Here is a 24014-nt window from a genome sequence, read left to right on the forward strand (position 1 = left end):
TTCGGGACTTTTTAGTGGAAAACTAAAAGGTTTTTTTGTTGCGTTTATTTGAAAAGAAGAAAGGAGCCATGAGAGAAAATGGCGAACAAACAAGCGTTGAATATTGTGAAAATGAAAAAATATAAGCAGGATGGCGTGCCACTTACCATGATCACGGCTTACGATTATCCAACAGCACTCCTAGCAGAGGAAGCAGGTATCGATCTGATCCTGGTTGGCGATTCACTTGGCAATGTAGTACTGGGTTATAATTCGACGCTTCCGGTGACCATCGACGACATGGTGTACCACACACGTTCCGTAGTGCGCGGTGCTGAGAAGACGTTTATTGTGGCTGATATGCCTTTTATGACCTATCATGGCAGCGTGGATGAGACGCTTAAGGGTGTACGTCGACTGATGCAAGAGGGGCATGCCCATGCGGTTAAAATGGAAGGCGGAGTTGAGATAGCAGACACCGTCAGAGCAGTCGTGCAAGCAGGCGTGCCTGTTCTTGGACATATCGGACTGACACCTCAATCGGTTAATCAGATTGGTGGTTACCGCATTCAGGGCAAGGATGCAGCAGATGCGAAACGTCTGATGGACGAAGCCAAAGCCCTGGAAGCTGCAGGTGCGTTTGGCATTGTGCTTGAACTGGTTACGGAAGAAGTTGCACGGGCGATCTCGGAGGAACTGTCCATCCCTACCATCGGAATTGGAGCAGGACGAGGCTGTGATGGTCAGGTACTGGTATTCCACGATGTGGTTCAATACGCCTCTCCGTATACGCCCAAGCGATTTGTCAAAACCTATGGAGATGTGGGTACATTAATCAGAACGAGCATCGAAGCTTACGTGAAAGAAGTGAAAGATCGTTCGTTCCCGGCCGAAGAGCATGTATTCAATGCGGCGGATGGTGTTCTGGATCAACTGTACGGCGGACAAAGCAAGGAAAAGGTGGGGAGTAACTCATGAAAGTATTACGGACAATCGCAGAGTTAAGACAGGAACTAAGCTTGAAGCGTCAAGCGATTCGGTCCAGTGCGTCCGTTGTAGGTCTGGTACCAACAATGGGTTATCTTCATCAAGGTCATGCAAGCTTGATGCAGGCAGCCAGACAACAGAGCGATATCGTGGTATTAAGCATATTTGTTAATCCGATTCAATTTGGCCCTAATGAAGATTTTGACAGCTATCCGCGGGATGAAACCAGAGATGTGGAAACAGCACGCTCACAAGGAGTGGATATCGTATTTATTCCCTCTGTTGAAGAGATGTATCCACAGGCAACGCAAACGACGGTATCTGTCTCACAACTGACGGAGCGCCTATGTGGCGCTTCCCGTCCGGGGCATTTTGACGGGGTAACAACTGTAGTCTCCAAGCTCTTCAATATCGTACAGCCACAGCGTGCATTTTTTGGTATGAAAGACGCTCAGCAGGTTGCGGTCATTCAACAGATGGTGAATGATTTGAATATGCCCGTAGAAATTGTACCCTGTCCGATTGTTCGCGAAGAGGATGGCCTGGCCCTCAGTTCACGTAATGTCTATCTTAGCGCTGAACAGCGTACTCAGGCGTTGGTTCTGTCGAAGGCACTGCGCGCAGCTCAGGAAGCCGCAGATACAGGTGTAGCTATAAACGCCGCAGATATCCGTCGTATTCTGCGCGAGCAGATTGCAACCTCACCGCTTGCCGTTATCGACTACGCCGAGATTCAGGCTTTTCCAAGTCTGGAGCCGCTCACAGATCAGGAAGAAGTTCAAGGCCGTGACGATCTGCTCATTGCACTTGCGGTGAAATTCGGAAAAACAAGATTGATTGACAATATAAGGTTGCAAAAATCGGAGGTACTGTCCCATGTTTAGAACACTGATGAAATCCAAAATTCACCGGGCTACGGTAACGGAAGCCAACTTGAACTATGTGGGTAGCATTACCATAGATGAAGACTTGATGGAAACATCCGACTTGATGGAAAACGAAAAAGTGCAAATTGTGAACAACAACAATGGTGCACGTCTGGAAACTTATGTGATTCCAGGACCACGCGGAAGCGGGGTCATATGTCTTAACGGCGCAGCTGCACGTCTGGTGCAGCCTGGAGATAACGTCATTATCATTTCTTACGCCATGATGTCGCAAGAAGAGGCAAATACTCACAAACCAACCGTTGTATTTGTAGATGGACAGAATAAACCTGTACAAACGATGAAACAGGAAGTCCACGCAACAATTATGTAATCGACTGGTAAGGAGAATGAAATCGGCCCTTGAAGCAAAAAATGAGTACAGGTCACTGCACTAATCCATTTTTTCAAGGGTGGGGATGCATCGATGTTCCAGCATGTTTTCGCAGAAATGAACGACATGTTAGATGAAATTATCAAGAGCTATCCTTCCGCTGAAGGCCTGAACAAACAAGAATTGCTGCAAAAGTGGAACTTGCTTAAGCGGATGAGTGACGGAATGCTGGATGAATGGCTGATGTTTGAAGAAAAGATGAGCCAGGTAAGGGAGCGGGAAATGGATAAGCCTGCTTCCCTTGAACCGGAACAGGAAGCTGTTACCGCTCTGCCTGAACTCCATCTGGAATGTTTCAGTCGAGGTCAGGGTTATTTCAAATTACAGATGTATCCGCAGGCGATCATGCAGTTCTCCCGGGTTGTGACCGACCATCCGGAGAGTGCATTGACTCGTTTTTACCTGGCGCTCGCGTATCTGAATCTGGAACAAATGGCTGAAGCCGGGACACATTTGCAGCAGATCATGTACCTTAAGGGTTCACCTCGCTTAAAAGGGCTTGTATGTAACGCCCTGGGCTGTATTCAAGCCAAGCTTGCGAATCCCGAAGCTGCATGTTCACTCTTTGCACAGGCCCTTCAGTATGACCCGACATTGACCGAACCACTGTACAACATGGAAGCTTGCAGGTTGAACAGGGGAAAATTGCAATATGCTAATCAGCTGACGACCCTTCATTAAGCGGGAATTCGGCGACAAAAAACGGTGTTCCCTCCTTTGGCATAGCGGCGGGGACACCGCTTTTTTGTCAGTTAATTTTCAAATCCCCTTTTTTTTGCTATGCTGTAACATAGACTGGAATGGAAGGGACCGTACATTGCAATGAAATTTGCCGTATTGGATTTCGAAACAACCGGCACGCAGTCCGACGGTGAGATTATACAGGCCGGACTTGCCATCATAGATCATGACTACAGCATAACTCAAATATATAGTTCTTATGTGAACCCCGGTGTACCGATTCCCCCGTTTATTTCGGGGTTGACGGGTATTACCGATGAAGATGTAGCGGACGCTCCTTCACTCGAAGAGATGATGATGGAGATGGTTCCGCTGCTTAATGATGTGGTGCTTGTTGGACACAACGTCGCTTTTGATTTTCACTTTTTGCAGAATGCTCTTGACCGTTGCGGTTATTTGCCGTTCACTGGCCGCATTCTGGACACGATTGATTTTCTGAAGATTACATTCCCATCACTGGGTTCTTATCAACTCGGTTATGTGTCTTCCGAATTTGGATTTCAACATGATCGCCCTCACCAGGCAGACAGTGATGCACTGGCGACAGCCTATGTGCTGCTAAAGTGTCTGGATGAGTTAAAGGAATTACCGCTCATAACGATTCAGCGCCTCAGTGACCTGTTTGCACCAGAAGACAGTGACTTGGGTTGGTTCTTGGACGGAATGCGCAGTGAGAAGGAAGCAGAGCCGATTCAGGATCTGGACGGACATACCTATTATCGTCAGCTTGCTCTTAATGTAAGTGATTGGACCGATATTGGTGCACCACGCGATGAGCGGGAGGCTAACCCCCTTGATGGTGTAAGCTTCGAACAGTTTATGGACCAGGTTCGGGAGAACCTGAAGGATACACTAGATCATTACGAAGAGCGTGAAGCGCAGACTCAGATGTTCAGCAGTGTAAGGCAAGCCCTGGATGAAGAGAAACATCTCTTGATCGAAGCAGGAACAGGCACTGGTAAATCTCTGGGTTATCTGTTGCCTGCTATTTACGAAAGTGTGAAGCAGGAACAGAAAGTTATGGTTAGCACGCATACAATCAATCTGCAGGAGCAATTGAGAGAGCGGGACATTCCGATGCTTACCCAAGTGGTTCCATTCCCGTTTAAAGCTGCTGTCTTCAAAGGACGTGGACATTACCTGTGCCTGCGCAAATTTGAACACAAAATCAATAAACGTGAATTCGCCACACCTAAAGAGGATTATTTCACAGCAGCTCAGATGATTGTCTGGCTTACGCAGACCGAAACCGGAGATGATGAGGAACTTAACCTTAGCGGACGCGGAGGGGACTTCTGGGAGACGGTACAGAGCGAATCTGAGTCTTGTCTGGGAAGATCATGTCCATGGTTCCGCAAATGTTTCTACCATCGTGCCAAACATGAGGCAGGGTTGTCTGATATCGTAATCACCAATCACTCCAAATTATTTACGGATGTGAAAGCCGCGCATCAGCTGCTGCCAGCCTATGAGAGTCTTGTGATCGACGAGGCACATCATCTGGAGGATGTCGCTGGTAAACATCTTGGAATGCATATGAAATATTTCACCTTGGTTCATACACTGACCCGCCTATTTAAAGACAGTCGTAATGGTCAGCTGCCTATGCTTCGTTCGCAGTTATCCGGGCATGAAAATTCGGTGCAATGGGGCTCCATGGTGGATCAGATGTTCCCGCTCGCTCTTGAAGTTAAGGAGCTGTGGGATCGTATGAGCGATGCCTTGTTCGGTCTGTTGCCTGAACGAAGTGATGCTTCACCGGGAGAGACGGGGCAATTTTCACTGCGTCTGAAAGCATCTCAGAAACCTGCAAAATGGCAGGAGTTGCAGGATCTGGAGAACCAGATCTATGTGACTCTGGGCGATTTGGTTCGAAAAGGGGACAAATTGCTGCTTGAGGTGAAAGAGGATCAGGATGATTATCAATCGGATAGTTTGATCACGGACATTACAGGATTGCTGAAAGATCTGACCACATTGAAGGAGAATCTACGTTTCTTCATGCGTATGGATGATGCTAAAACGGTATACTGGATGGAAGCCAGCGGCCAGTTCCGCAGCAAATCTCTCCAGCTGTATGCCGTACCTGTAGATGTCAGTGCACAACTTAAGGATTTATTTTTTGATAAAAAGAAAAGTGTTGTGCTTACATCAGCTACGCTTTCAGTGGATAAGTCATTCCAGTTCATGATTGAGCAGCTTGGCTTACAGGAAGCCTCTGAGAATAATCGGCTGTTAACGTCGATGTTGCCATCACCTTTCAACTATCGCGATCAGGCACTTCTGGTGATTCCGCGTGATTTCCCAAGTGTGAAGGGAAGTGTGGGTGATGCGCACTTTGTTAATATGCTGGTGCAATCACTCGCAGAGACGGCAATTGCTACGCGTGGACGCATGATGGTTCTGTTTACTTCATACAAGATGCTGCGACAGGTCTATGATCCGCTGAAGGAGGCGCTATCTGGTAACGACATCTCGTTGCTTGGGCAAGGCGTTGACAGTGGAAGTCGTTCCAAATTGACTCGCAGGTTCCAAGATGCCAAAGCAACGGTACTTTTGGGCACAAGCAGCTTCTGGGAGGGTGTAGATATCCCGGGAGAGGCCCTAACCTGTCTCGCTATTGTTCGACTGCCTTTCCAGCCACCGAATCATCCGTTGGTGGAAGCCAAGAGTGAGCTGCTTCAGCAACAGAAGAAAAATCCGTTCATGAAACTGTCCGTGCCGCAAGCGGTCATTCGTTTCAAACAGGGATTTGGCCGGTTGGTGCGTACAGCGAAGGACAGAGGAATTGTCATTGTTTATGATACACGGGTGATTGAAGCGTACTATGGTAAATTCTTTTTATATTCATTACCTGGTCCCAAAATGGAACACATGCTCACGGAGCAGATGGTTCCACGAATTACCGATTGGTTGGAAAAACCTGCTAATGAACAAAAATAATGGTTGTTTTGTTCGTTATATCATTGCATGAAACTATTGTTTGGCGTTAAACTTTATTAGATATTCCCGTATCCGATTAAAGCAGTTGCACGCAAGAACTTATAACCTAAATTACAAGGAGCATTCTGTATAAAATGTCACGTTTATCTTTGAGTTTATACAGAATGCTCATCTTTTCATCTATTATTTTATCGTGGCCTTGGTAAGGGGGAGCAAGAATGAAATCGGATAAAATTTCGGAAGCGGTGGTACGACGTCTGCCTGTATACTTGCGTTATTTGAACGAGTTGCATCAGCGTGAGGTGGCTACTGTTTCTTCTCAAGAGCTTGGACAGAGGCTGGATCTGAATCCGGCCCAAATTCGTAAAGACCTGGCTTACTTCGGTGATTTTGGTCGTAAAGGGATCGGGTATGATGTATCCTATTTGATCGAGAAAATTCGTCACATTCTAAAAATCGATCAGCAAATTAATGTAGCTCTGGTAGGAGCGGGTAATCTCGGTCAAGCCTTGTCCAACTACAACGCATATCTGAAAGACAACATGAAGATTGTTGCTGTATTTGATGCATATGGACCGAAGATTGGTAGTCAAATCAACAGTTTGACGGTAAAACCAATGGATGAATTGACGGAAGCGGTTAAAACGGAAAACATCCGCATCGGTATTATTACGGTTCCGGATACGGAAGCCCAAAATGTAGCGGATCAGCTTATTGAATCCGGAATCGAAGCGATCCTTAATTTTGCACCAACCATTCTAAAAACACCGCCGCATATCCGCATTCACCATGCTGACTTTACAACGGATCTGCTTAGTTTGGCCTATTACTTGGAGACTGGAAAGGACGACGAGGAAGATGACAACAAATAGATGGGTAATTCACAACGGCAAATTTGCCGTTAATGAAGGCGGCACAACATGGAACGTGGTTCAAGGATACATGGTTGTTGAGGATGACAAGATTGTGCATATTGGTGAGACATTGCCGGATGGAGACAAAAATAGTACCAAAGTAGATGGAAAAGGACTGTTCTTCCTGCCGGGTCTGATCAATACGCATGGTCATGCAGCAATGTCGTTGCTCAGAGGGCACGGAGACGATCTTGCGTTGCAAGTATGGTTGCAGGAAAAAATGTGGCCGATGGAAGCGAAAATGACTTCAGAAGATGTATATTGGGGAACCTCGCTATCGGTGCTTGAAATGTTGAAAGGCGGAACTACAGCGTTCTTGGACATGTACGATCACATGGATCAAGTTGCCAAAGTTGTGGAGCAATCCGGCGTTAGAGCAGCACTGGCACGTGGTGTAATCGGACTGTGCTCGGAAGAAGAGCAACTGCGGAAGCTGGAGGAGTCGGCAGCGTTTGCACGTGAGTGGAATGGACAGGCAGATGGTCGCATTACAACCGTAATCTCGCCACATGCACCATATACATGCCCTCCTGACTACATAGAGAAGCTTGTGCAGGTCGCGAACGATCTGAACCTTCCTCTCCATACACATATGTCTGAAACGCTTCGTGAAGTGGAGCAGAACGTGGCTGATTATGGACTGCGTCCTGTGGCACATTTGGAGAAACTGGGCTTTTTCTCCCGTCCATCTCTGGTTGCACATGCGGTGCATCTTAATGACGAAGAAATTGAAATTTTGGCCCGTCATGATGTGGCTGTATCCCATAACCCGGGAAGTAACCTGAAACTCGCTTCCGGTGTTGCGCGGGTACCTGCGTTGCTGAAAGCAGGAGTTACCGTGTCACTCGGAACAGACGGACCGGCAAGCAACAACAACCTGGATATGTTCGAGGAAATGAGACTGGCTGCATTGATCCACAAAGGTGTATCTGGTGACCCGACGGCAGTACCAGCAGGCGAAGCGTTACTACTCGGAACGTCATATGGTGCCAAATCTATCTTCTTGAACAATACCGGAGCGCTTCAGGTCGGCATGAAGGCTGATTTTATCGCCCTTGACATTGAACAGGCACATTTCTATCCACATACAGACCTGATCTCACATACGATCTACTCGGCTTCTGCCAAAGATGTTGAGCACGTATGGGTGGATGGAAAACAAGTGGTGAAACATGGCGAATGTCTGACGCTGGATGAAGAACGCATTTTGCGTGAGTCTCAATTGGCATTTGATGGTCTGCTTGCTCGTTAATTGCAGGACAGAGCATCATAGGGAAAGGAAGTTCGGCTTTTGAAGAAAAAAAAGAAGTGGATATGGATTTCGCTGCTTGCACTAGTTCTGATTCTGTTTGGACTTCAGCGTTATTACGTCTATGTCACACAGGACCAACGTAAGGAAGAAGCGCTCGCCATACAAGCAGCACAGAAGCAACTGGGCATTACATCCTATGATGAATTGCGCAAGTACATCTGGGGAGACAAAGAAGGCTCTGACAACATCTACTGGACCCTGATCGGCAAAAATAAGGATAACCAGGATGTTATGGTCTGGGTTAAATTCGATGCAAACAATCAACCGGCTACGGGGGCAAACGCTGTACACAGTGAGCTGCTGCAGAATGGCATGTCCGAAGCGCAGATCCGCAATCGCTTCAGTTCTGAAGTTCCTGCCGGCGAGATTAAACGAATCATGCCCGGAGTTGTGAATGGAATATATGTGTGGCAAGTGTATTATAAAGACGGTACGCATAACCACTATCGCTTTTATCGTTTTAGCAACGGAGAACAGGTGGACCTGGTCTATACACTCCCGAACAGCTAGAACAAATAGAGCGACATAACTAGAGAATTAAAGAAATGAAAGAACCGGCAGACGGATATCCGACTGAACCGGTTCTTTGTGTTGTCTGTAAACATTCTTGATTTAAATAGTTAAAATTAATAATTTATTCATATTTTCACCTTCGAAAATGTATATACGATGTGATATACTCAGATATGTACTCAAAGTTACATTCAAAAACAAACAAACCTGTCGAAATTCTCGCAGGAGTCAATGTGCACATATTCGTATATACCAATAAGCCAGTAGGTTAGGCCAAAATCTGGGAGGGGTAATTCACTTGAAGCTAAAAGTATTGCCTATTGCTTTAACTGCCGTCATTTCAGCCGTTGTGTTGTTTGGAGGTTGGTTTGTATATCGTCAGGTGGCCGTGCAGAATCCGATTGAAAAGATGGTTACCCAGTACGATGGAGTCAATGACGTTCAATTAACTATTAACCGCGATGACGTACAATTGAAACTGGATCTGCAACCTGATGTTGATTTGGGCAGACTGGTACAATATATTCACAAAGAAGGACAGACATTAATTGGAACACGTTCACTAAAGTTGGATGTTGTGGATCATTCCAGTGAAGCACTGGAAAGTTGGTGGGGGGATGCGATGTTTACCGTAGCTCAGGCGATGGAGAACAAGCAATACACCGAGATTACACCAACGTTGTCAAAGATGGCGACGAATGGAATTAAGGTAAATACAGCGATGGATGACAACAATGTATATGTCAGTCTCAGAGACGGAGATGCCAGCAAGTTTATTATTCTGCCGCGTGTGCCCGGTCAGATAGGAGTGTGGCCTAATGCCTAAATGGACAAAAGAAGTTGCCATCGGATTTTTTCCCGTATTGATTATTTTCCTTGCTTTTACTGGTGTTAATATTGTTCCGATTCTGATTGCAGCGGTACTTGTCGGAGCTTTGCTGTTCATGATGCAAATGCGTGGCGGGATTACAGTAGGCGCTGCACAGGAACGTAAACGGAAGAAAAAAGGACCTTCCAAGCTTACTTTTGAAGAAATTGGCGGACAGGACAGTGCCAAGCAGGAATTGCGTGAAGCGCTTGACTTTCTCATCAAACATGAAGAAATTCGGAAGTTTGGGATTCGTCCGTTAAAAGGGATCTTGCTGACGGGCCCTCCAGGGACAGGGAAAACGTTGATGGCCAAGGCTGCTGCCCATTACACCGATTCTGTTTTTGTAGCAGCATCGGGTAGTGAGTTCGTGGAAATGTATGTTGGTGTGGGTGCCAGCAGAATTCGGGATTTGTTCAAGGACGCGAGGACCCGTGCCACCAAGGAAAATAAGGAAAACGCTATTATCTTTATCGATGAAATCGATGTCATCGGGGGTAAACGTGAAGGTGGTCAACAGCGTGAATATGATCAGACCCTGAATCAGCTCCTGACGGAAATGGATGGGATCTATTCTTCCGATACGCCAAGAATTCTGGTTATCGCTGCAACGAACCGTAAAGAGATGCTGGATAGCGCCCTGACGCGACCGGGACGTTTTGACCGCCACATTCAAGTGGACTTGCCTGACAAAAAGGGTAGAAAGCATATTCTGGAACTGCATGCGGTGAATAAACCTCTGATGAAGGAAGTTAATCTGGAGAAAACAGCTGAAGAATCGTATGGTTTCTCCGGTGCACAGCTCGAAAGTGTGATGAACGAAGCAGCTATATACGCTATGCGGGACGGGATGTTAAACATTGAACAGCGGCATTTGTCCATGGCTATTGATAAGGTCATGATGGGTGAGAAGACAGACCGTGAGTCCAGTGTGGAAGAGAAGAAAAGGGTCGCCATTCATGAATTGGGACATGCCATTATGGCAGAACTCGTTCGCCCAGGCAGTGTTAGTCAGGTGGCACTTAGTCCGCGTGGTCAGGCGCTGGGATATGTACGTCATAACCCGCAACAAGAACAGTTCCTCTATACAAAGCGCTTCCTGGAAGAGCAGATCATGATTGCACTTGGAGGAGCAGCTGCGGAGGAAATGTACTACGGTGGTCGTTCCACAGGTTCACGCAATGACTTTGATCAGGCAACCAATGTTGTACAGACCATGATGGCTTCGGGGTTGACTTCACTTGGGATTGTGAACATGGATATGGTAACAACCGAGGAACTGATGCGAGAGAATAAATTAATTCTGCAAGAACTGATGGAACAGACAAAGCAGTTGCTTGAAGAACAACGGACAATTTTCGACAATTCACTCGACATCCTGATTCGTGAGGAAGTTTTGTCCGGCGAGCAATTTCGTTGTCAATTTCGTGACAGTGCCCTTCTACCAGCATAATTTATTTATGCTGGTTATTTTTTTTTACATTTCACTCGTGCTAAGATATTATTATATGTTGGGTCGAAATTTGTAATTTTCGGCGAACAGGGTACAATAGAGAAATAGAGAACCGAAAGGATGGAGCAGAACCATGTTTTTCAAAAAAATAGGAGTTGTCGGCGGCGGTACGATGGGGCAAGGTATTTCCCAGATGCTCGCAGCCAAAGGACTTGATGTGCTTCTCGTGGAGCATACAACACAAAAGCTGGACCATGCATATGACATGATCGAAACCAATCTGGATAAACAACTGGAGAAATGGGCGATTACAAAAGCGGAGAAGAAATTGATTCTTTCCCGTATTACCAAGGTAGCTCATTTAGCTGAACTTGGAACTTGCGACATGGTCATTGAGACAATTTCAGAGGATCTGGATGCGAAAAAAGCAGTATTCAGCCAACTGGACCAAGTTTGTCCAAGCAATGTCATTCTGGCAAGTAATACATCCACGCTGAGTTTGACCGAGCTTGCAAGCTCGACCAAATACCCAGAGCGTGTTATTGGTATGCACTTTATTCACCCGGTATCCCGGGTTGATCTTGTAGAGATTATTCGTGGACTGAAAACTTCGGATACAACATTCGAAGAGACCAGACGTTTTGTTGAAGAAGTAGCGGACAAAAAAGGAGTCATGATCTATGAATCACCTGGATTCGTAACTTCCCGCTTGATCTGCCTGCTGATTAACGAAGCGTTGCATGTATTGCAAGAAGGTGTTGCATCTGCTGAAGATATCGATGATGCAATGCGTATCGGATACAACTTCCAACATGGACCACTCGAAATGGCTGACCGTTTTGGATTGGATTCTGTTGAAGCTGCACTCGAAAGAATGTTCCGTGAATTCGGAGAATTGAAATATCGTCCTTCAACAGTCCTGAAGAAAATGGTGCGTGCAGGACACCTGGGTGCCAAAACAGGCGAAGGATTCTTCAAGTACGACAAGGATGGTGACCGACTGTGAAAGTACTCGTAATTAATGCGGGGAGTTCCTCGCTCAAATATCAACTGTATAATATGACTGACGAATCTGTACTGGCTAAAGGTTTGGTAGAACGGATCGGAATGGATTCCTCCATTCTGACACACAAACCGACAGGCCGTGAGGATGTTACAGAAGTTAGTGAAATTCTGGAGCATACAACAGCAATCCGTAAAGTTATTGATATTTTGACTCACAAAGAAAATGGTGTACTGGATTCTGTAAGTGAAATTCAAGCTGTTGGACACCGTGTTGTTCACGGTGGTGAAGCATTTAAAGAATCTGCATTGGTAGATGATGCTGCCAAAGCTGAAATTCGTCGTTTGTTCGACTTGGCTCCACTTCATAACCCTGCAGCAATGATGGGTATTAGTGCGGCTGAAGCCAACATGCCTGGTGTTCCACAGGTTATGGTCTTTGATACAGCGTTCCATCAGACGATGCCGGAAAAAGCTTATCTGTATGCTATTCCGCGTGTGCTTTACAAAAAATATAAAGTACGTCGTTACGGCGCACATGGTACTTCCCATGATTTCGTAAGCAAGGCTGCTGCTGAGTATCTGGATCGTCCATTGGAAGATCTGAAAATTATCACTTGTCACGTTGGTAACGGTGGCAGTGTAACAGCAGTTAAAGGTGGCGTATCCGTGGATACTTCGATGGGTATGACTCCACTTGAGGGACTGATGATGGGAACACGTAGTGGTGACCTTGATCCAGCCATCGTACCTTATGTAATGAACAAGGAAGAACTGAGCGTAAGCGAAGTAAACTCCATGTTGAACAAACACAGTGGATTGCTTGCGATCTCCGGAATCAGCAGCGACATGCGTGAGATTACGGAGGGTATGGAGAATGGCGATGCCAACTCCACGCTTGCTTTTGAAATGTACGAATACCGTCTGCGTAAATACATCGGCTCATATGCAGCTGCAATGAACGGTGTAGACGTGATCGTCTTTACGGCTGGTGTAGGTGAGAACTCCGTTGTACTTCGCCAAAAAGTATGTGAGCAGCTCACTTATCTGGGTGTTGAACTGGATGAAGCGCTGAATGCCATTCGTTCCGGTGAACCGCGCCGGATCACAACAGCGAATTCCAAAGTGGAAGTTCTCGTTGTGCCAACAAACGAAGAATTGGTCATTGCACGTGATACACACCGAATCGTATTGAATTCTCAGTAATCTAACTGTAAAGTAAATATAGAATGACAAGGAAGTGCAGAGGACAGGCATAAGCCTGCCCGCTGCATTTTCAAATTCAGGAATCAAGGGGAGATATGGGTATGAATACGAATTGTGTAATTCGTAATGTGAACGAGCATGTGGGTGAAACCGTAACAATCGGTGTCTGGATTAACAACAAACGTTCCAGCGGTAAAATTCAGTTTTTGCAGCTGCGTGATGGAACCGGATATATCCAAGGGGTTGTTGTAAAAAGTGAAGTTAGTGAAGAGATCTGGAACAATGCCAAGAGCCTGACACAAGAAAGCTCTTTGTATGTTACAGGTATTATTCGTGAAGAACCTCGCAGTGCGTCCGGTTACGAGATGACTGTTACAGGGGTTGAGATCATTCACCTGACTGAAAACTATCCAATTACGCCTAAAGAGCATGGTGTTGATTTCTTGATGGATCATCGTCATCTGTGGCTTCGTTCCACGAAGCAGCGTGCTGTTATGGTGATTCGTGCAGAGATTATTCGCGCTGTTCAGCAGTTCTTTGATGGTAACGGATTCACACAAGTTGATCCTCCGATTTTGACACCATCGTCTGCGGAAGGAACAACGAACCTGTTCCACATCAAATACTTTGATGAAGATGCTTATCTGACACAAAGTGGTCAATTGTATATGGAAGCTGCAGCCATGGCGCTGGGCAAGGTATATTCCTTCGGTCCAACATTCCGCGCAGAGAAGTCCAAAACACGTCGCCACTTAATTGAGTTCTGGATGATTGAGCCGGAAATGGCATTTGTAGATCACGAGGAAAGTCTGCGCGTACAAGAGAAATTTATCGCTCATGTCGTTCAATCTGTGGTGAAAAACTGCCGTGCAGAACTGGAATCTATCGGTCGTGACGTATCCAAACTCGAAGGCATCGTAGCTCCATTCCCGCGTATTAAGTATGATGAAGCAATTGAGTTCCTGCATGGACAAGGCTTTGATATTCCTTGGGGAGAAGACTTTGGTGCACCGCACGAAACAGCTATTGCTGAGAAGTACAATACACCCGTCTTTATCACACATTACCCTGCGGGAATCAAGGCATTTTATATGAAACCAGATCCGAATCGTCCTGAAGTTGTCCTCTGTGCGGATATGATTGCACCAGAAGGCTACGGAGAGATTATTGGCGGTTCGCAGCGTATCGATGATCCGGAATTGATGCAACAACGTTTTGAGGAGCACAATCTCTCGGATGAAGCTTACCAATGGTATCTGGATTTGCGTAAATACGGATCGGTTCCTCACTCCGGTTTCGGTCTGGGATTGGAGCGGACGGTAGCATGGATCTGTGGATTGGATCATGTACGTGAAACAATCGCATTCCCACGTATGCTCTATCGTCTGTACCCTTAATGCTTAACCGAGGAGCGTCTATGGAAGACACCACATCCAAAGCTTGGTTGGATGGAGCAGCTTATGGCATGACTTCGGGTACAGCCCATCTGCCGTATGCCTTGTTACGTTATTATCACCAGCTTGGCCTATCAGATGCAGAAGTGCTTCTTCTGATTCAACTGCTAGGGTTCCGTCAAGCAGAGTTCAATGAGTTTCCCACGCTTGAAGAGCTTGCGGCGCGCATGGGACTTGCACCTGAAGGCATTGCCAGAATGTTGCAACGTCTGATGAGGGATGGGTATATTGCTATTGACGAGCACCGTGACGAAGAACGGGACATCCAGTACGAGAGATATGATTTACATGGATTATATGCCAAACTTGCAGCGTGCACTGCTGAAGAAGTAGCCGCATTCCGTGCGGAGCAGCAGAGTAGCAATACAGCACGTCAAGATTCGAACAGTGTTCAAAAAGAAGAGGAAGAACGGAACATGTTCTCCATTTTCGAAAAAGAATTCGGACGTCCGCTCTCGCCAATGGAGTGCGAGACGATATCCGGCTGGTTGGATCAGGACCGTTATCAAGAGGAATTGATTCTAATGGCTCTGAAGGAAGCGGTTTTTGCAGGCAAAGTACATTTCCGGTATATCGATCGAATCCTGCTTGAGTGGAGTCGCAATCGTGTCAAGACCGTTCAAGACGCGAAGGCGTACACACAGCGGTTTCGTAATGGTGGACGTTAATTCCAGCGTAGGCAGGGACAAGAAACAGGCCAGAAGTCATTCTGTGCCTGTTTTTTTTGGATTATAGATTGGATGAGTGATCAGCAATATCAACCTTTCAGGCAATGAATTCATTTTATTTTACAAAAATTTAATAGATCACGCAGGGGTTAACACACAAGCTGTCGTCTATAGTATTGGAGAGGAGGGGAGAGTTATTGATGAAGCGCGCGTAATCGAACAAATCCGTCAAGGAGATACATCTCAGATGCGTACTCTGATTGATAAGTATAGCCAGCATGTATACCATGTGGCCTATTCCGTACTCAGGAACGATCAGGAAGCACAGGATGCAGCTCAGGAGGCGTTCATACAGATGTATAAGTCTCTCCCCGACTACCGTTCTGAAGGTTTCAAAACGTGGTTAACCCGAATTGCCTTTCACAAAGCGATTGATGCCAAACGCAAGCTGGGCAGACGAACTGCTGAGGATCTGGGTGGAGAAGAAAAAATAATCAATATGCCCGGACGGGATGAAGACGTTCTTACCCGTCTCGTTCGTGAAGAGCGTCAGGATAAACTTCGCGAACGAATTAATCAGTTGCCTGCTCAGCATCGTGACATTATCACTGCGTATTATCTAAGCGAAAAAAATTATGAGCAGATTGCCAGTGATGCACAGGTGGCTGTGAAGACTGTGGAATCCCGCTTGTATCGTGCCCGGCAGTGGATTCGAAAACATTGGAAGGAGGATGAATGGCGTGAGTAAACAGGAGAAATATACCACTGCGCAATGGATTGATTATATTGAAGGCCATATGAGTGAAACTCAAGCGAACCAAATGGAACAGCTTCTGATGGAAGACCCGGATGTGATGGACAGTTATTTGGAAGCACTCGGTATCCATGGGGAACTGCCTCCGCTACATGACCCAACAGGTTTTGCGGATTCAGTCATGCATCGGATTGAGGGCATTCAATCACCCAAGGTACAACGCAAATTCCGTGCTGGACGAAACCGGCGCTGGCTTGATCATAAAGTGTTCCATTACGCGGTAGCAGCCTGTTTGACATTGATCTTCCTCTCGTCTGGACTTTTTGACAAGGTAGCACCATATCACAAGTTCCAGGATGGCGACCACAGAGGGTCTTTTACCGAGAAATGGACGGAGGCAGCCACTTCATGGCTGGATAACCTCAAGCCTAAACCATAAATGGTTTCGCATTGCCTGAAAAGAAAGGATGACGACTGTGCACTCAGATCGTAACAAATTACTCGCATTTCTATTAAACCTGATACCCGGTCTTGGTTTTATGTATTGGGGTCGGGCCGCAAGAGCCGTGATTTATCCATTGCTTTTCTTCGGAACAGCTGTTGGCTCATTCATGTTAGCAATGGTCACTAATGAACAAGATTTAATGATTTTCGGTGCACTTTTTGCTGCTTTCTTCTGGGGGATCAGCATGCTGGATATGGTTATTGTTCTGCTCCGTACACCTTCTGCCCGAGAAGCACATTATAGGGGATTCGGTGCGGCTTATGGAGCGCCTCCACACCAAGGGGCAGCCTACCAGGGAGCATACATGGGTCAGCAAGGGCCTATGGAGCAGATGAATGAAGATGAGCTGCATCAACATCCAGGTGGTGAATATGGCCATCCTGAGGGGCCCTATGGTCAACCCATGTACCGAAAAGGCAGTGAAGGTGAACGATTCTTCACTATTTTGCTCTCATTTGTTCCAGGATTGGGACATCTTCATCTGGGATTGTTGCATCGTGGGTTGTCCTTCCTGATGGCGTTCTTTGGTTCATTTGCCATGATGGTTTTTGTGGCTTCGATCACCAATGAATCGGTATTTTTGATGTTCCTACTCATACTGCCTGTAATATGGGTATACTGCATGTTTGACGCGGTGCAGCATGTCCACCGTAAGCAGGCTGGTGAGATATTACAGGATCGGACATTATTCGAAGAATTGGAGATGGGCAGAGTAGCGGGACGACGTAGCAAAGTGCTTGCAACGCTGTTATCCGCTTTTCCAGGTGCGGGTCATCTCTATCTGGGATTGCAAAAAAGAGGCATACAATTAATGTTCCTGTTCCTTGCAAGTATCTATGTTCTGGACCTGCTTCATTTATCGGTGTTCCTGTTCATGATTCCGTTGATCTGGTTCTACAGCTTCTTTGACGGGCTACAGTGCTCCAGTCGCTATGGACGCGAGCCATTGGTTGATCAACCGATCTTCAAAGACTGGGCCCGGCATCAGCGTCTGATTGGATTTGGGATTGCCGCGCTGGGTCTATATTACCTGACGATCCGTCTTGTCATTCCACAGCTGAATGAGCTCTTCCCTAATGCATTCATGACCTATGAGATCCGTTCCTATTTGAACACCGTCATTGTATCCTTGCTGCTCATTTTTGGCGGTTTGAAACTGCTGTTTGGCAAGCAGAGGGGAACGGGGATCCATAGTGCTGCTCATCGAAATGATGAGGGAGCAGACAGTCTCTTTTTATTCAAGGATCGGGATGATCGACTGTAATTTACGATCCAAGTTGAATTAAAGATTATTTACACTGACACTACGATGACAGAGTAACCTTTCAATCGCTGTTAACCCATAACATAAAAACACGCCAAGGGCTATGTATATCAGCCTCTGGCGTGTTTTTGGTTGTGCAGCTTTGATTTCGAATAAATGATTGCTATTTCGTAGCGCCCTTCAGCAGAAGTTGACGGTACATCACTTCGAACAGGAACTCGAACGCTTCCAGATGACGTTTCGCTTCAAAAGCACTTTTACCCCAGGCATAAATACCGTGGTTCCGAAGCAAGATCCCTGGTACATTGGCATCAAGTACACCTGGCACCAATTCAGCGATAGATGGAATATCCGCAAAGTTAGGCAGGACAGGTACACGAATCTCCGCATTTTCTTCCCAAATGTTAAAAGCCTTGATCAATTCAATTCCTTGAATCGGTACGTGCCCATCTGCTCCAAAGAATTCACTGATCAGGTTGTTAAACACGGTATGCACGTGGAATACAGCACCGCAGCCGGTCAAACGATAGATTTCGCAGTGAATCAACGTTTCGGCACTTGGTTTCAACGTTGTTGTTTCAATCGCTTTACCATGCTTGTCTACAAAAAGGAAGTCTTCCGGTGTGCGAAGAGATTTGTCTTTGCCTGAGGCAGTAACCGCAAAATAAAATTGCTCTGGGTCAAAGTCTCCTACACGCATCGACAGATTGCCACTTGTTCCGGGGAACCAGTTACGGCTGGCGAACAACGCTTTAATATCAGCCAGTTCTTCAAGGACCTGACGTTTGTGTTCCAATGTAATCTTTTCAAAGCCCATCGTTTACAGCACTCCTTGTGTTTGCTTCTGTTTCATATCTTCGATGATATCGTAAAAGGTAGCGAATGGCACATGGTCCACACCAAGTTCAATACATTTATCCGTCAAAATGGAGCGGGAGTAGACGAGATCGGCAATCTTTGCACCCTCAAAATCTGTCAGACTGTCTCCAATAAGAATTCGATTATATTGACCTTCCGGGAAGGTACGAATCACTGTTGTTTTGCACATGCCGCAGCCATTCTCACAAGGAGGTTGACAGGGATTCGGCCATTCAATCTTAATGGTTTCACCCGAGAAGTCAGCTCCGTTGCAATAGACATGATCCTGCGGGATATGAAATGGTGCGAGTAACGGTTCAATGAAAAAGTCCATGCCACCGCTGGTCACATTGAATTCGATCCCTTCGCTGCGAACGTAGTCAAGAAACTCGCTGAATCCTTCACGGATCCCCGCTTGTCCAAGCACGAATTCCACAATTTCATCTTTCTGCGACGCAGGCAGAAGAGCAAACATAGCTCCAACACCTTCACGCAACGAGATGTTCTGCTCAATCGTATCTTTCATAATCGCTTCAATGCCCTCAGGCTTGAAATGTTTCATGATCGCTACGATGTTGTCCGAGAGGGTAATCGTACCATCAAAGTCACAGAAAATGACTGTTTTTTTATCACTTCTCATCGTTCGCCACCCCACAGGTCCAATGCGCTTTTCAGCTCAGGATGCTCGGTTGCATATTGCGCGAGTGGAATGGAACGCCGGGCTGCCTCACTCGCTTGCAGGAATGCACGTCCGCCTGCCTCAGTGCCCATAGGATGCCCATGTATACCGCCACCAGCATTAACGATGACATCTGTGCCAAAGTCGCGCAATATAAGCGGTACAAGGCCTGGGTGTATACCGGCTGAAGGCACTGGCATACTGGTTCGTACTGGCAGATCAGCTGTCAGTAATTGCTCCGTGATCGCCATGTTTTCTTCCTTCGGCATCGTAACCGAACCATAAGGAGAAGGGAAGAGCACCAGATCGGCACCCGCAAGACGCATCAGCTGGCCAAGTACAACCGAAGCCGAGATGCCGTAATGTGGTGAAGGATACAGTGCACCTGCAAGAGCAGGGTGAGCCATAATCGGCACATTGATATCAGGATCACTGCTGAGCTCATGCAGGACATCATATCCGTATGACAATACGTTGAACAATAATGCATTTGCTCCAGCGTCAATGGCACGTTCAGCTTGTTGCTTCAGACGAGATGTAGGTCCTGTAAGATTGGTTGCATACAGAAGTTTCTTGCCGGTCTCCTTGCGTGCCTGTTCGGCAGCTTTCATGCAGACCTCGACTCTTTTTTCGATGGGTGTCAATTTATTCTCGAACAGAATCTCATCGTCCTTGATCAGATCAACGCCACCAAGAGCCTGACGAATAAATTGTTCACGCAGTTCATCTGCATTTAGCCCAATAACTGACTTGAAGATACTCATTAACAGTGGTCGGTCGTGTACACCAAGCAGATCACGAACACCATTCAGTCCAAACTTGGGTCCCGGGAATGCACTGAGGAAGCCATCCGAGAAACCAAGCTTTGTTAGTTTGATCCGGCCATCCATTGAAATTTTGCCAAAGACCGTCACGAGCAGGGCTGGGATATCACAACTGAAGTTAACATCAGGATATCCAATGGTAATATCAGCGTAACGCTCACCCGCAGCCATGCCATCAGCTTCATGGACTTCTACGCTGATTACTTCGCCCAGATGCTTCTGCATTGCTTCACGTTGTGCTTGCGGTAACTCCGTCCAGCTACCCACGGTCATGCCAATCGCGATGGACTGAGCTTTCTTGCGAAAGTCTGCATGATCATCATGCAGACGATATGTGGCTGTGCACATGTTATTCATTTTAAATCCCCTTCCAAAGCAGCTCCCATCTCCCGTGAGCGCTCTGCACAGCGGTTGACGGCTGCGATTACATTTTCAAAGAAATCTCCTTCGTCAAGCGTTTTCAGTGCTGCCTGGGTTGCCCCTCCCGGGGATGTCACATCACTACGAAGCTTCATCGGTTCCAAACCGGTTTGTTGTACCATACGTGACGCGCCCAGCACTGTCTGAACAGTGAGATCACGAGATTGCTGGCTGGATAAGCCACCACGAATACCTGCGGCAATCATGGCCTCCATTAAATAGTATACATAAGCAGGGCCGCTTCCGGAAATCCCTGTGAGTACTTCAAGTTTATCTTCAGGTACGATGGTCACGATACCAACCGCTTCAAACATGGTCATCACCGTACTGCGCTGTTCATCCGTAATCTCCGCAGAGAAGGCAAGCCCGGTAGCGCCAAGTCCAATGGTACTGGATGTATTTGGCATGGTTCTCGCGATTGGCTGTTTACGCCCAAGCAAGGACTGCATCGTGCGGATCGATAATCCGGCAATGACAGACACGATCAGTTGATCCGGTGATAATAGCGGACCGAGTTCGCGCAACGCTGCGGCAGCATCTTTGGGTTTCATACAGAGTACAATGACCGGAGTGGAGGCAAGGTGATCCAGAGATTGTGAAGCCGTTCCGGTATGTACTGCATAACGGGTGCTGAGCTCCTCCTGACGTTTCTGGTTGCTGCGGTTCAGCATCGTAATATCCTGAGGACGAACGACCAGGCGGGAGATCAGTCCGCGCACGATGGCTTCAGCCATCGCGCCTGCTCCGTGGAAAGTAATCTTCTGTTGTAGTAACGTCTGTTGCTCTTGACTCATATTTATCGTTCCTCCTATATAACTGGTGCTGGGATATTATTGACGGATCTGTCCATTGCCTGTAATCCGATATTTGGTTGACGTCAGTGCTGGCAGTCCCATCGGTCCACGTGCATGCAGTTTCTGGGTACTGATTCCGATTTCGGCTCCATAGCCAAATTCAAATCCGTCAGTGAAACGCGTGGACGCATTGTGATAGACGGCTGCTGCATCCACATCATGCATAAAGCGCTCTGCATGGGCTGTATCCCGGGTTACGATACACTCGGAATGTTTGGTTCCATAATGTGCGATGTGCTGCATCGCTTCGTCCAGGTTCTCGACCACCCGGATATTTAAAATGTAGTCGTTGTACTCGGTCGCATAGTCTTCCTCGGTTGCCTCAAGGGCAGAAGGAACAAGACGGCGCACCGTGTCGCAACCTTTCAAGACCACACTGGCCTCACGGAATTGCTCGGCAAGAGCAGGCAGATGCTCTTCCGCGTATGCGGCATGCAGCAGCAACGTTTCCATGGAGTTACATACGGATGGACGTTGTGCCTTGGCATTGATGGCAATTTCGGCTGCCATAACTGGATCGGCTGATTCATCCACATAGGTATGGCAGATGCCCGCCCCAGTTTCGATGACAGGTACCGTTGCGTTGGCAACCACATTACGAATGAGGGAAGCTCCTCCGCGTGGAATGATAACGTCCAGCAGCCCGTTCAACTTGAGCATCTCATCTACGGAAGCACGATCTGCATCTTCAACCAGTTGCAAAGCATCAGCAGGCATGTCTGTCGTTGTGAGTGCCTGATGCAGCACCTCCACAATTTTACGATTGGAAGACAGGGCAGAGGAGCCGCCGCGCAGAAGCACTGCATTACCTGTTTTGAGACATAATCCGGCTGCGTCTACAGTTACATTAGGGCGAGCTTCGTAGATGATGCCAATCAGGCCAATCGGCACTCTTAATTTTTCAACATGTAATCCGTTTGGACGGGTGAATGTCTCTAACACTTCACCAACTGGATCAGGCAGATCTGCAATCTGACGTAATCCTTCAGCAATGCCTGCGATCCGCTCCTGATTAAGTGCGAGACGATCCAGCATGGATTCCGGCGTGCCTTGTTCTCTGCCTCGTACCAGATCTTCGACGTTTGCCGTAATGATGGAATCCGTCTCCTTAATCAAAGCATCTGCCATGACACGCAGGGCTATATTTTTCTGTTCTGTATTCAATCGGTTCAGCTGTGGAACCGCGGCTTGGGCTTTGCTGGCTTTTTCTCTGACTTCACTCATCGTAATTCCTCCTCATATATATAAAGTTAAAATTTTAACCACTATATAGCTTCATAGTTATTTTAACGTAATCCATTCGTCTCTATGAATAACTTCAAGTCTGTGGATGCTGGCGAGTTGTTTCATCACATCTCCACTGGGAAGTCCGGCAATGAGTCGAAGCTGGTCATCATCATAATTGACAATACCGCGACCGAGCAAGGTTTCATCCATTCCAATGACCTCTACGACGTCTCCTGCATGGAAAGTTCCAAGTACCCGCTTGACCCCTACAGGTAGAAGACTGTGGCCCCCATGGACAAGTGCTTCTTCAGCACCATCATCCACAACGACTGTTCCCAGCGGAGTAGACATGAAGCCCAGCCACTGCTTTTTACGGGATAGTGAAGCGAGTCGTGTCTCAAAGTAAGTTCCTTTGCCCGTGCCATCAACTGCTTTCTGCATATCTCCAGGTTCTTTCACACTTCCCACGAATACAGGTACGCCTCCACGTGTAGCAACCTTGGCTGCATCAACTTTGGATCGCATTCCGCCTGTACCAACCGTTGATCCTGAACCGCCGGCAAAAGCGTAGATCTCAGCCGTTATCTCGGGGATACGGTCGTAACGTACGGCAGAAGGATCTTTACGCGGATCTGCGGTGTACAGGCCGTTGGTATCGGTAAGAATGATCAGATGCTGTGCCTTCACCAGGTTTGCAACCAATGCGGACAACAGATCGTTATCACCAAACTTCAATTCGTCCACCGACACCGTATCATTCTCATTAAAAATCGGAATCACTCGCTGATTGAGCAGTTCCTCCACAGTCATACCTGCATTACCCATGCGTTTACGACTGTGAAAGTCTGTACGAGTTAACAGAATTTGCGCCGTAGTAACGCGGTGCGCTGCAAAAGCCTGTTGATATGCCTGCATCAGTAATGCCTGCCCAACGGCTGCTGCGGCTTGTTTCTCATGTAGCAGTTTGGGGCGCTGAGGGTAACCGATCTCCCGGAATCCGGCCGCTACCGCTCCAGAGGTGACCAAAAGCACTTCATGGCCCTGATCAGCCAATGCTGCAATTTCTCCGGCAAAAAAAGTGATCGAACTGCGATCCAGACCGCCTTCTTCCGTTGTAAGCGAGCTGCTTCCAATCTTAACTACAATACGTGAAGTCATGGTTTCACTTCCTTAAACATGATTAATAAGTGCTTCTGGAGCAGGCTTTTGCGGGTACAAAAAAAACTCCCGCCCTTTAGTTAAAAAGGACGAAAGTTCGTTACTTCCGCG

23 protein-coding genes and 1 other annotated feature (1 of these 24 cut by a window edge) are annotated in these 24014 nt (G+C 47.1%); of the genes, 17 read left to right on the forward strand and 6 right to left on the reverse strand.

Annotation, left to right across the window (positions count from 1 at the left end):
- Positions 1 to 78 precede the first annotated feature (78 nt).
- The 17 genes from panB (at position 79) to QF041_RS01145 (ending at position 17883) form a co-directional block, all read left to right on the forward strand.
- A complete protein-coding gene (gene panB / locus QF041_RS01065; protein ID WP_307410845.1) occupies positions 79 to 957 on the forward strand; it encodes a 3-methyl-2-oxobutanoate hydroxymethyltransferase in 879 nt (292 codons plus the stop codon).
- A complete protein-coding gene (gene panC, locus QF041_RS01070) occupies positions 954 to 1850 on the forward strand; it encodes a pantoate--beta-alanine ligase (protein WP_307410849.1) in 897 nt (298 codons plus the stop codon). The genes panB and panC overlap by 4 nt, the downstream gene beginning before the upstream one ends.
- Positions 1843 to 2226, forward strand: a complete 384-nt coding sequence (gene panD / locus QF041_RS01075) for an aspartate 1-decarboxylase (RefSeq protein ID WP_017687742.1) — start codon at positions 1843 to 1845, stop codon at positions 2224 to 2226. Before panC ends, panD begins: the two co-directional genes overlap by 8 nt.
- A gap of 93 nt (positions 2227 to 2319) precedes the next feature.
- Positions 2320 to 2967, forward strand: a complete 648-nt coding sequence (locus QF041_RS01080) for a tetratricopeptide repeat protein (RefSeq protein ID WP_036607621.1) — start codon at positions 2320 to 2322, stop codon at positions 2965 to 2967.
- A 141-nt stretch (positions 2968 to 3108) separates the two neighbouring features.
- Positions 3109 to 5970, forward strand: a complete 2862-nt coding sequence (gene dinG / locus QF041_RS01085; protein ID WP_307410854.1) for an ATP-dependent DNA helicase DinG — start codon at positions 3109 to 3111, stop codon at positions 5968 to 5970.
- A gap of 218 nt (positions 5971 to 6188) precedes the next feature.
- Complete coding sequence (locus QF041_RS01090) at positions 6189 to 6842, forward strand: redox-sensing transcriptional repressor Rex (RefSeq protein ID WP_036671997.1); 654 nt, start codon at positions 6189 to 6191, stop codon at positions 6840 to 6842.
- Positions 6829 to 8136 carry an amidohydrolase gene (locus QF041_RS01095; protein ID WP_211083460.1) on the forward strand — a complete coding sequence of 436 codons (1308 nt, stop codon included), beginning with the start codon at positions 6829 to 6831 and terminating at the stop codon, positions 8134 to 8136. The genes QF041_RS01090 and QF041_RS01095 overlap by 14 nt, the downstream gene beginning before the upstream one ends.
- Before the next feature lie 39 nt (positions 8137 to 8175).
- Positions 8176 to 8706, forward strand: a complete 531-nt coding sequence (locus QF041_RS01100) for a cell wall elongation regulator TseB-like domain-containing protein (protein WP_307410860.1) — start codon at positions 8176 to 8178, stop codon at positions 8704 to 8706.
- A gap of 301 nt (positions 8707 to 9007) precedes the next feature.
- Positions 9008 to 9535, forward strand: a complete 528-nt coding sequence (locus QF041_RS01105) for a hypothetical protein (RefSeq protein ID WP_307410863.1) — start codon at positions 9008 to 9010, stop codon at positions 9533 to 9535.
- Positions 9528 to 11030, forward strand: coding sequence for an AAA family ATPase (locus tag QF041_RS01110; RefSeq protein ID WP_307410866.1), 1503 nt, complete (start codon positions 9528 to 9530; stop codon positions 11028 to 11030). The genes QF041_RS01105 and QF041_RS01110 overlap by 8 nt, the downstream gene beginning before the upstream one ends.
- A 133-nt stretch (positions 11031 to 11163) precedes the next feature.
- On the forward strand, positions 11164 to 12036 hold the full coding sequence (locus QF041_RS01115; protein ID WP_017687750.1) for a 3-hydroxyacyl-CoA dehydrogenase family protein: 873 nt from the start codon (positions 11164 to 11166) through the stop codon (positions 12034 to 12036).
- Positions 12033 to 13238: an acetate/propionate family kinase gene (locus tag QF041_RS01120; RefSeq protein ID WP_307410872.1), complete on the forward strand. Its 1206-nt coding sequence runs from the start codon at positions 12033 to 12035 to the stop codon at positions 13236 to 13238. Before QF041_RS01115 ends, QF041_RS01120 begins: the two co-directional genes overlap by 4 nt.
- Positions 13239 to 13339: 101 nt before the next feature.
- A complete protein-coding gene (gene asnS / locus QF041_RS01125) occupies positions 13340 to 14635 on the forward strand; it encodes an asparagine--tRNA ligase (RefSeq protein WP_307410877.1) in 1296 nt (431 codons plus the stop codon).
- Between the two features lie 20 nt (positions 14636 to 14655).
- A complete protein-coding gene (locus tag QF041_RS01130; protein WP_307410880.1) occupies positions 14656 to 15360 on the forward strand; it encodes a DnaD domain-containing protein in 705 nt (234 codons plus the stop codon).
- Between the two features lie 247 nt (positions 15361 to 15607).
- A complete protein-coding gene (locus tag QF041_RS01135) occupies positions 15608 to 16108 on the forward strand; it encodes an RNA polymerase sigma factor (protein WP_152416945.1) in 501 nt (166 codons plus the stop codon).
- A complete protein-coding gene (locus QF041_RS01140; protein ID WP_307410884.1) occupies positions 16101 to 16553 on the forward strand; it encodes a hypothetical protein in 453 nt (150 codons plus the stop codon). The genes QF041_RS01135 and QF041_RS01140 overlap by 8 nt, the downstream gene beginning before the upstream one ends.
- A gap of 28 nt (positions 16554 to 16581) precedes the next feature.
- On the forward strand, positions 16582 to 17883 hold the full coding sequence (locus QF041_RS01145; RefSeq protein ID WP_307410888.1) for a multi-tm2 domain protein: 1302 nt from the start codon (positions 16582 to 16584) through the stop codon (positions 17881 to 17883).
- 163 nt (positions 17884 to 18046) lie between these two features.
- Here the strand turns inward: QF041_RS01145 and QF041_RS01150 are convergent, their stop codons facing one another.
- Genes QF041_RS01150 through proB form a run of 6 tightly spaced genes read right to left on the reverse strand, consistent with a single transcriptional unit; the run spans position 18047 to position 23903 of the window.
- Positions 18047 to 18700 carry a methylthioribulose 1-phosphate dehydratase gene (locus QF041_RS01150; RefSeq protein WP_307410892.1) on the reverse strand — a complete coding sequence of 218 codons (654 nt, stop codon included), beginning with the start codon at positions 18698 to 18700 and terminating at the stop codon, positions 18047 to 18049.
- A 3-nt stretch (positions 18701 to 18703) separates the two neighbouring features.
- Positions 18704 to 19381 (reverse strand): 2-hydroxy-3-keto-5-methylthiopentenyl-1-phosphate phosphatase, encoded by a 678-nt coding sequence (locus QF041_RS01155; protein WP_307410894.1) that lies wholly within the window; start codon positions 19379 to 19381, stop codon positions 18704 to 18706.
- Positions 19378 to 20601: a 2,3-diketo-5-methylthiopentyl-1-phosphate enolase gene (locus QF041_RS01160; RefSeq protein WP_307410897.1), complete on the reverse strand. Its 1224-nt coding sequence runs from the start codon at positions 20599 to 20601 to the stop codon at positions 19378 to 19380. The genes QF041_RS01155 and QF041_RS01160 overlap by 4 nt, the downstream gene beginning before the upstream one ends.
- Positions 20598 to 21458: a pyrroline-5-carboxylate reductase gene (gene proC, locus QF041_RS01165; RefSeq protein ID WP_036671976.1), complete on the reverse strand. Its 861-nt coding sequence runs from the start codon at positions 21456 to 21458 to the stop codon at positions 20598 to 20600. Before proC ends, QF041_RS01160 begins: the two co-directional genes overlap by 4 nt.
- Before the next feature lie 36 nt (positions 21459 to 21494).
- Positions 21495 to 22742 carry a glutamate-5-semialdehyde dehydrogenase gene (locus QF041_RS01170; protein WP_307410901.1) on the reverse strand — a complete coding sequence of 416 codons (1248 nt, stop codon included), beginning with the start codon at positions 22740 to 22742 and terminating at the stop codon, positions 21495 to 21497.
- Between the two features lie 57 nt (positions 22743 to 22799).
- Entirely contained in the window at positions 22800 to 23903 is a 1104-nt protein-coding gene (proB, locus tag QF041_RS01175) for a glutamate 5-kinase (protein WP_307410904.1), read from the reverse strand.
- Positions 23904 to 23985: 82 nt separating this feature from the next.
- Positions 23986 to 24014, reverse strand: a binding site (T-box leader) (it continues 186 nt past the right edge of the window).

This window comes from Paenibacillus sp. W2I17, from assembly GCF_030815985.1.
Lineage (GTDB): Bacteria > Bacillota > Bacilli > Paenibacillales > Paenibacillaceae > Paenibacillus.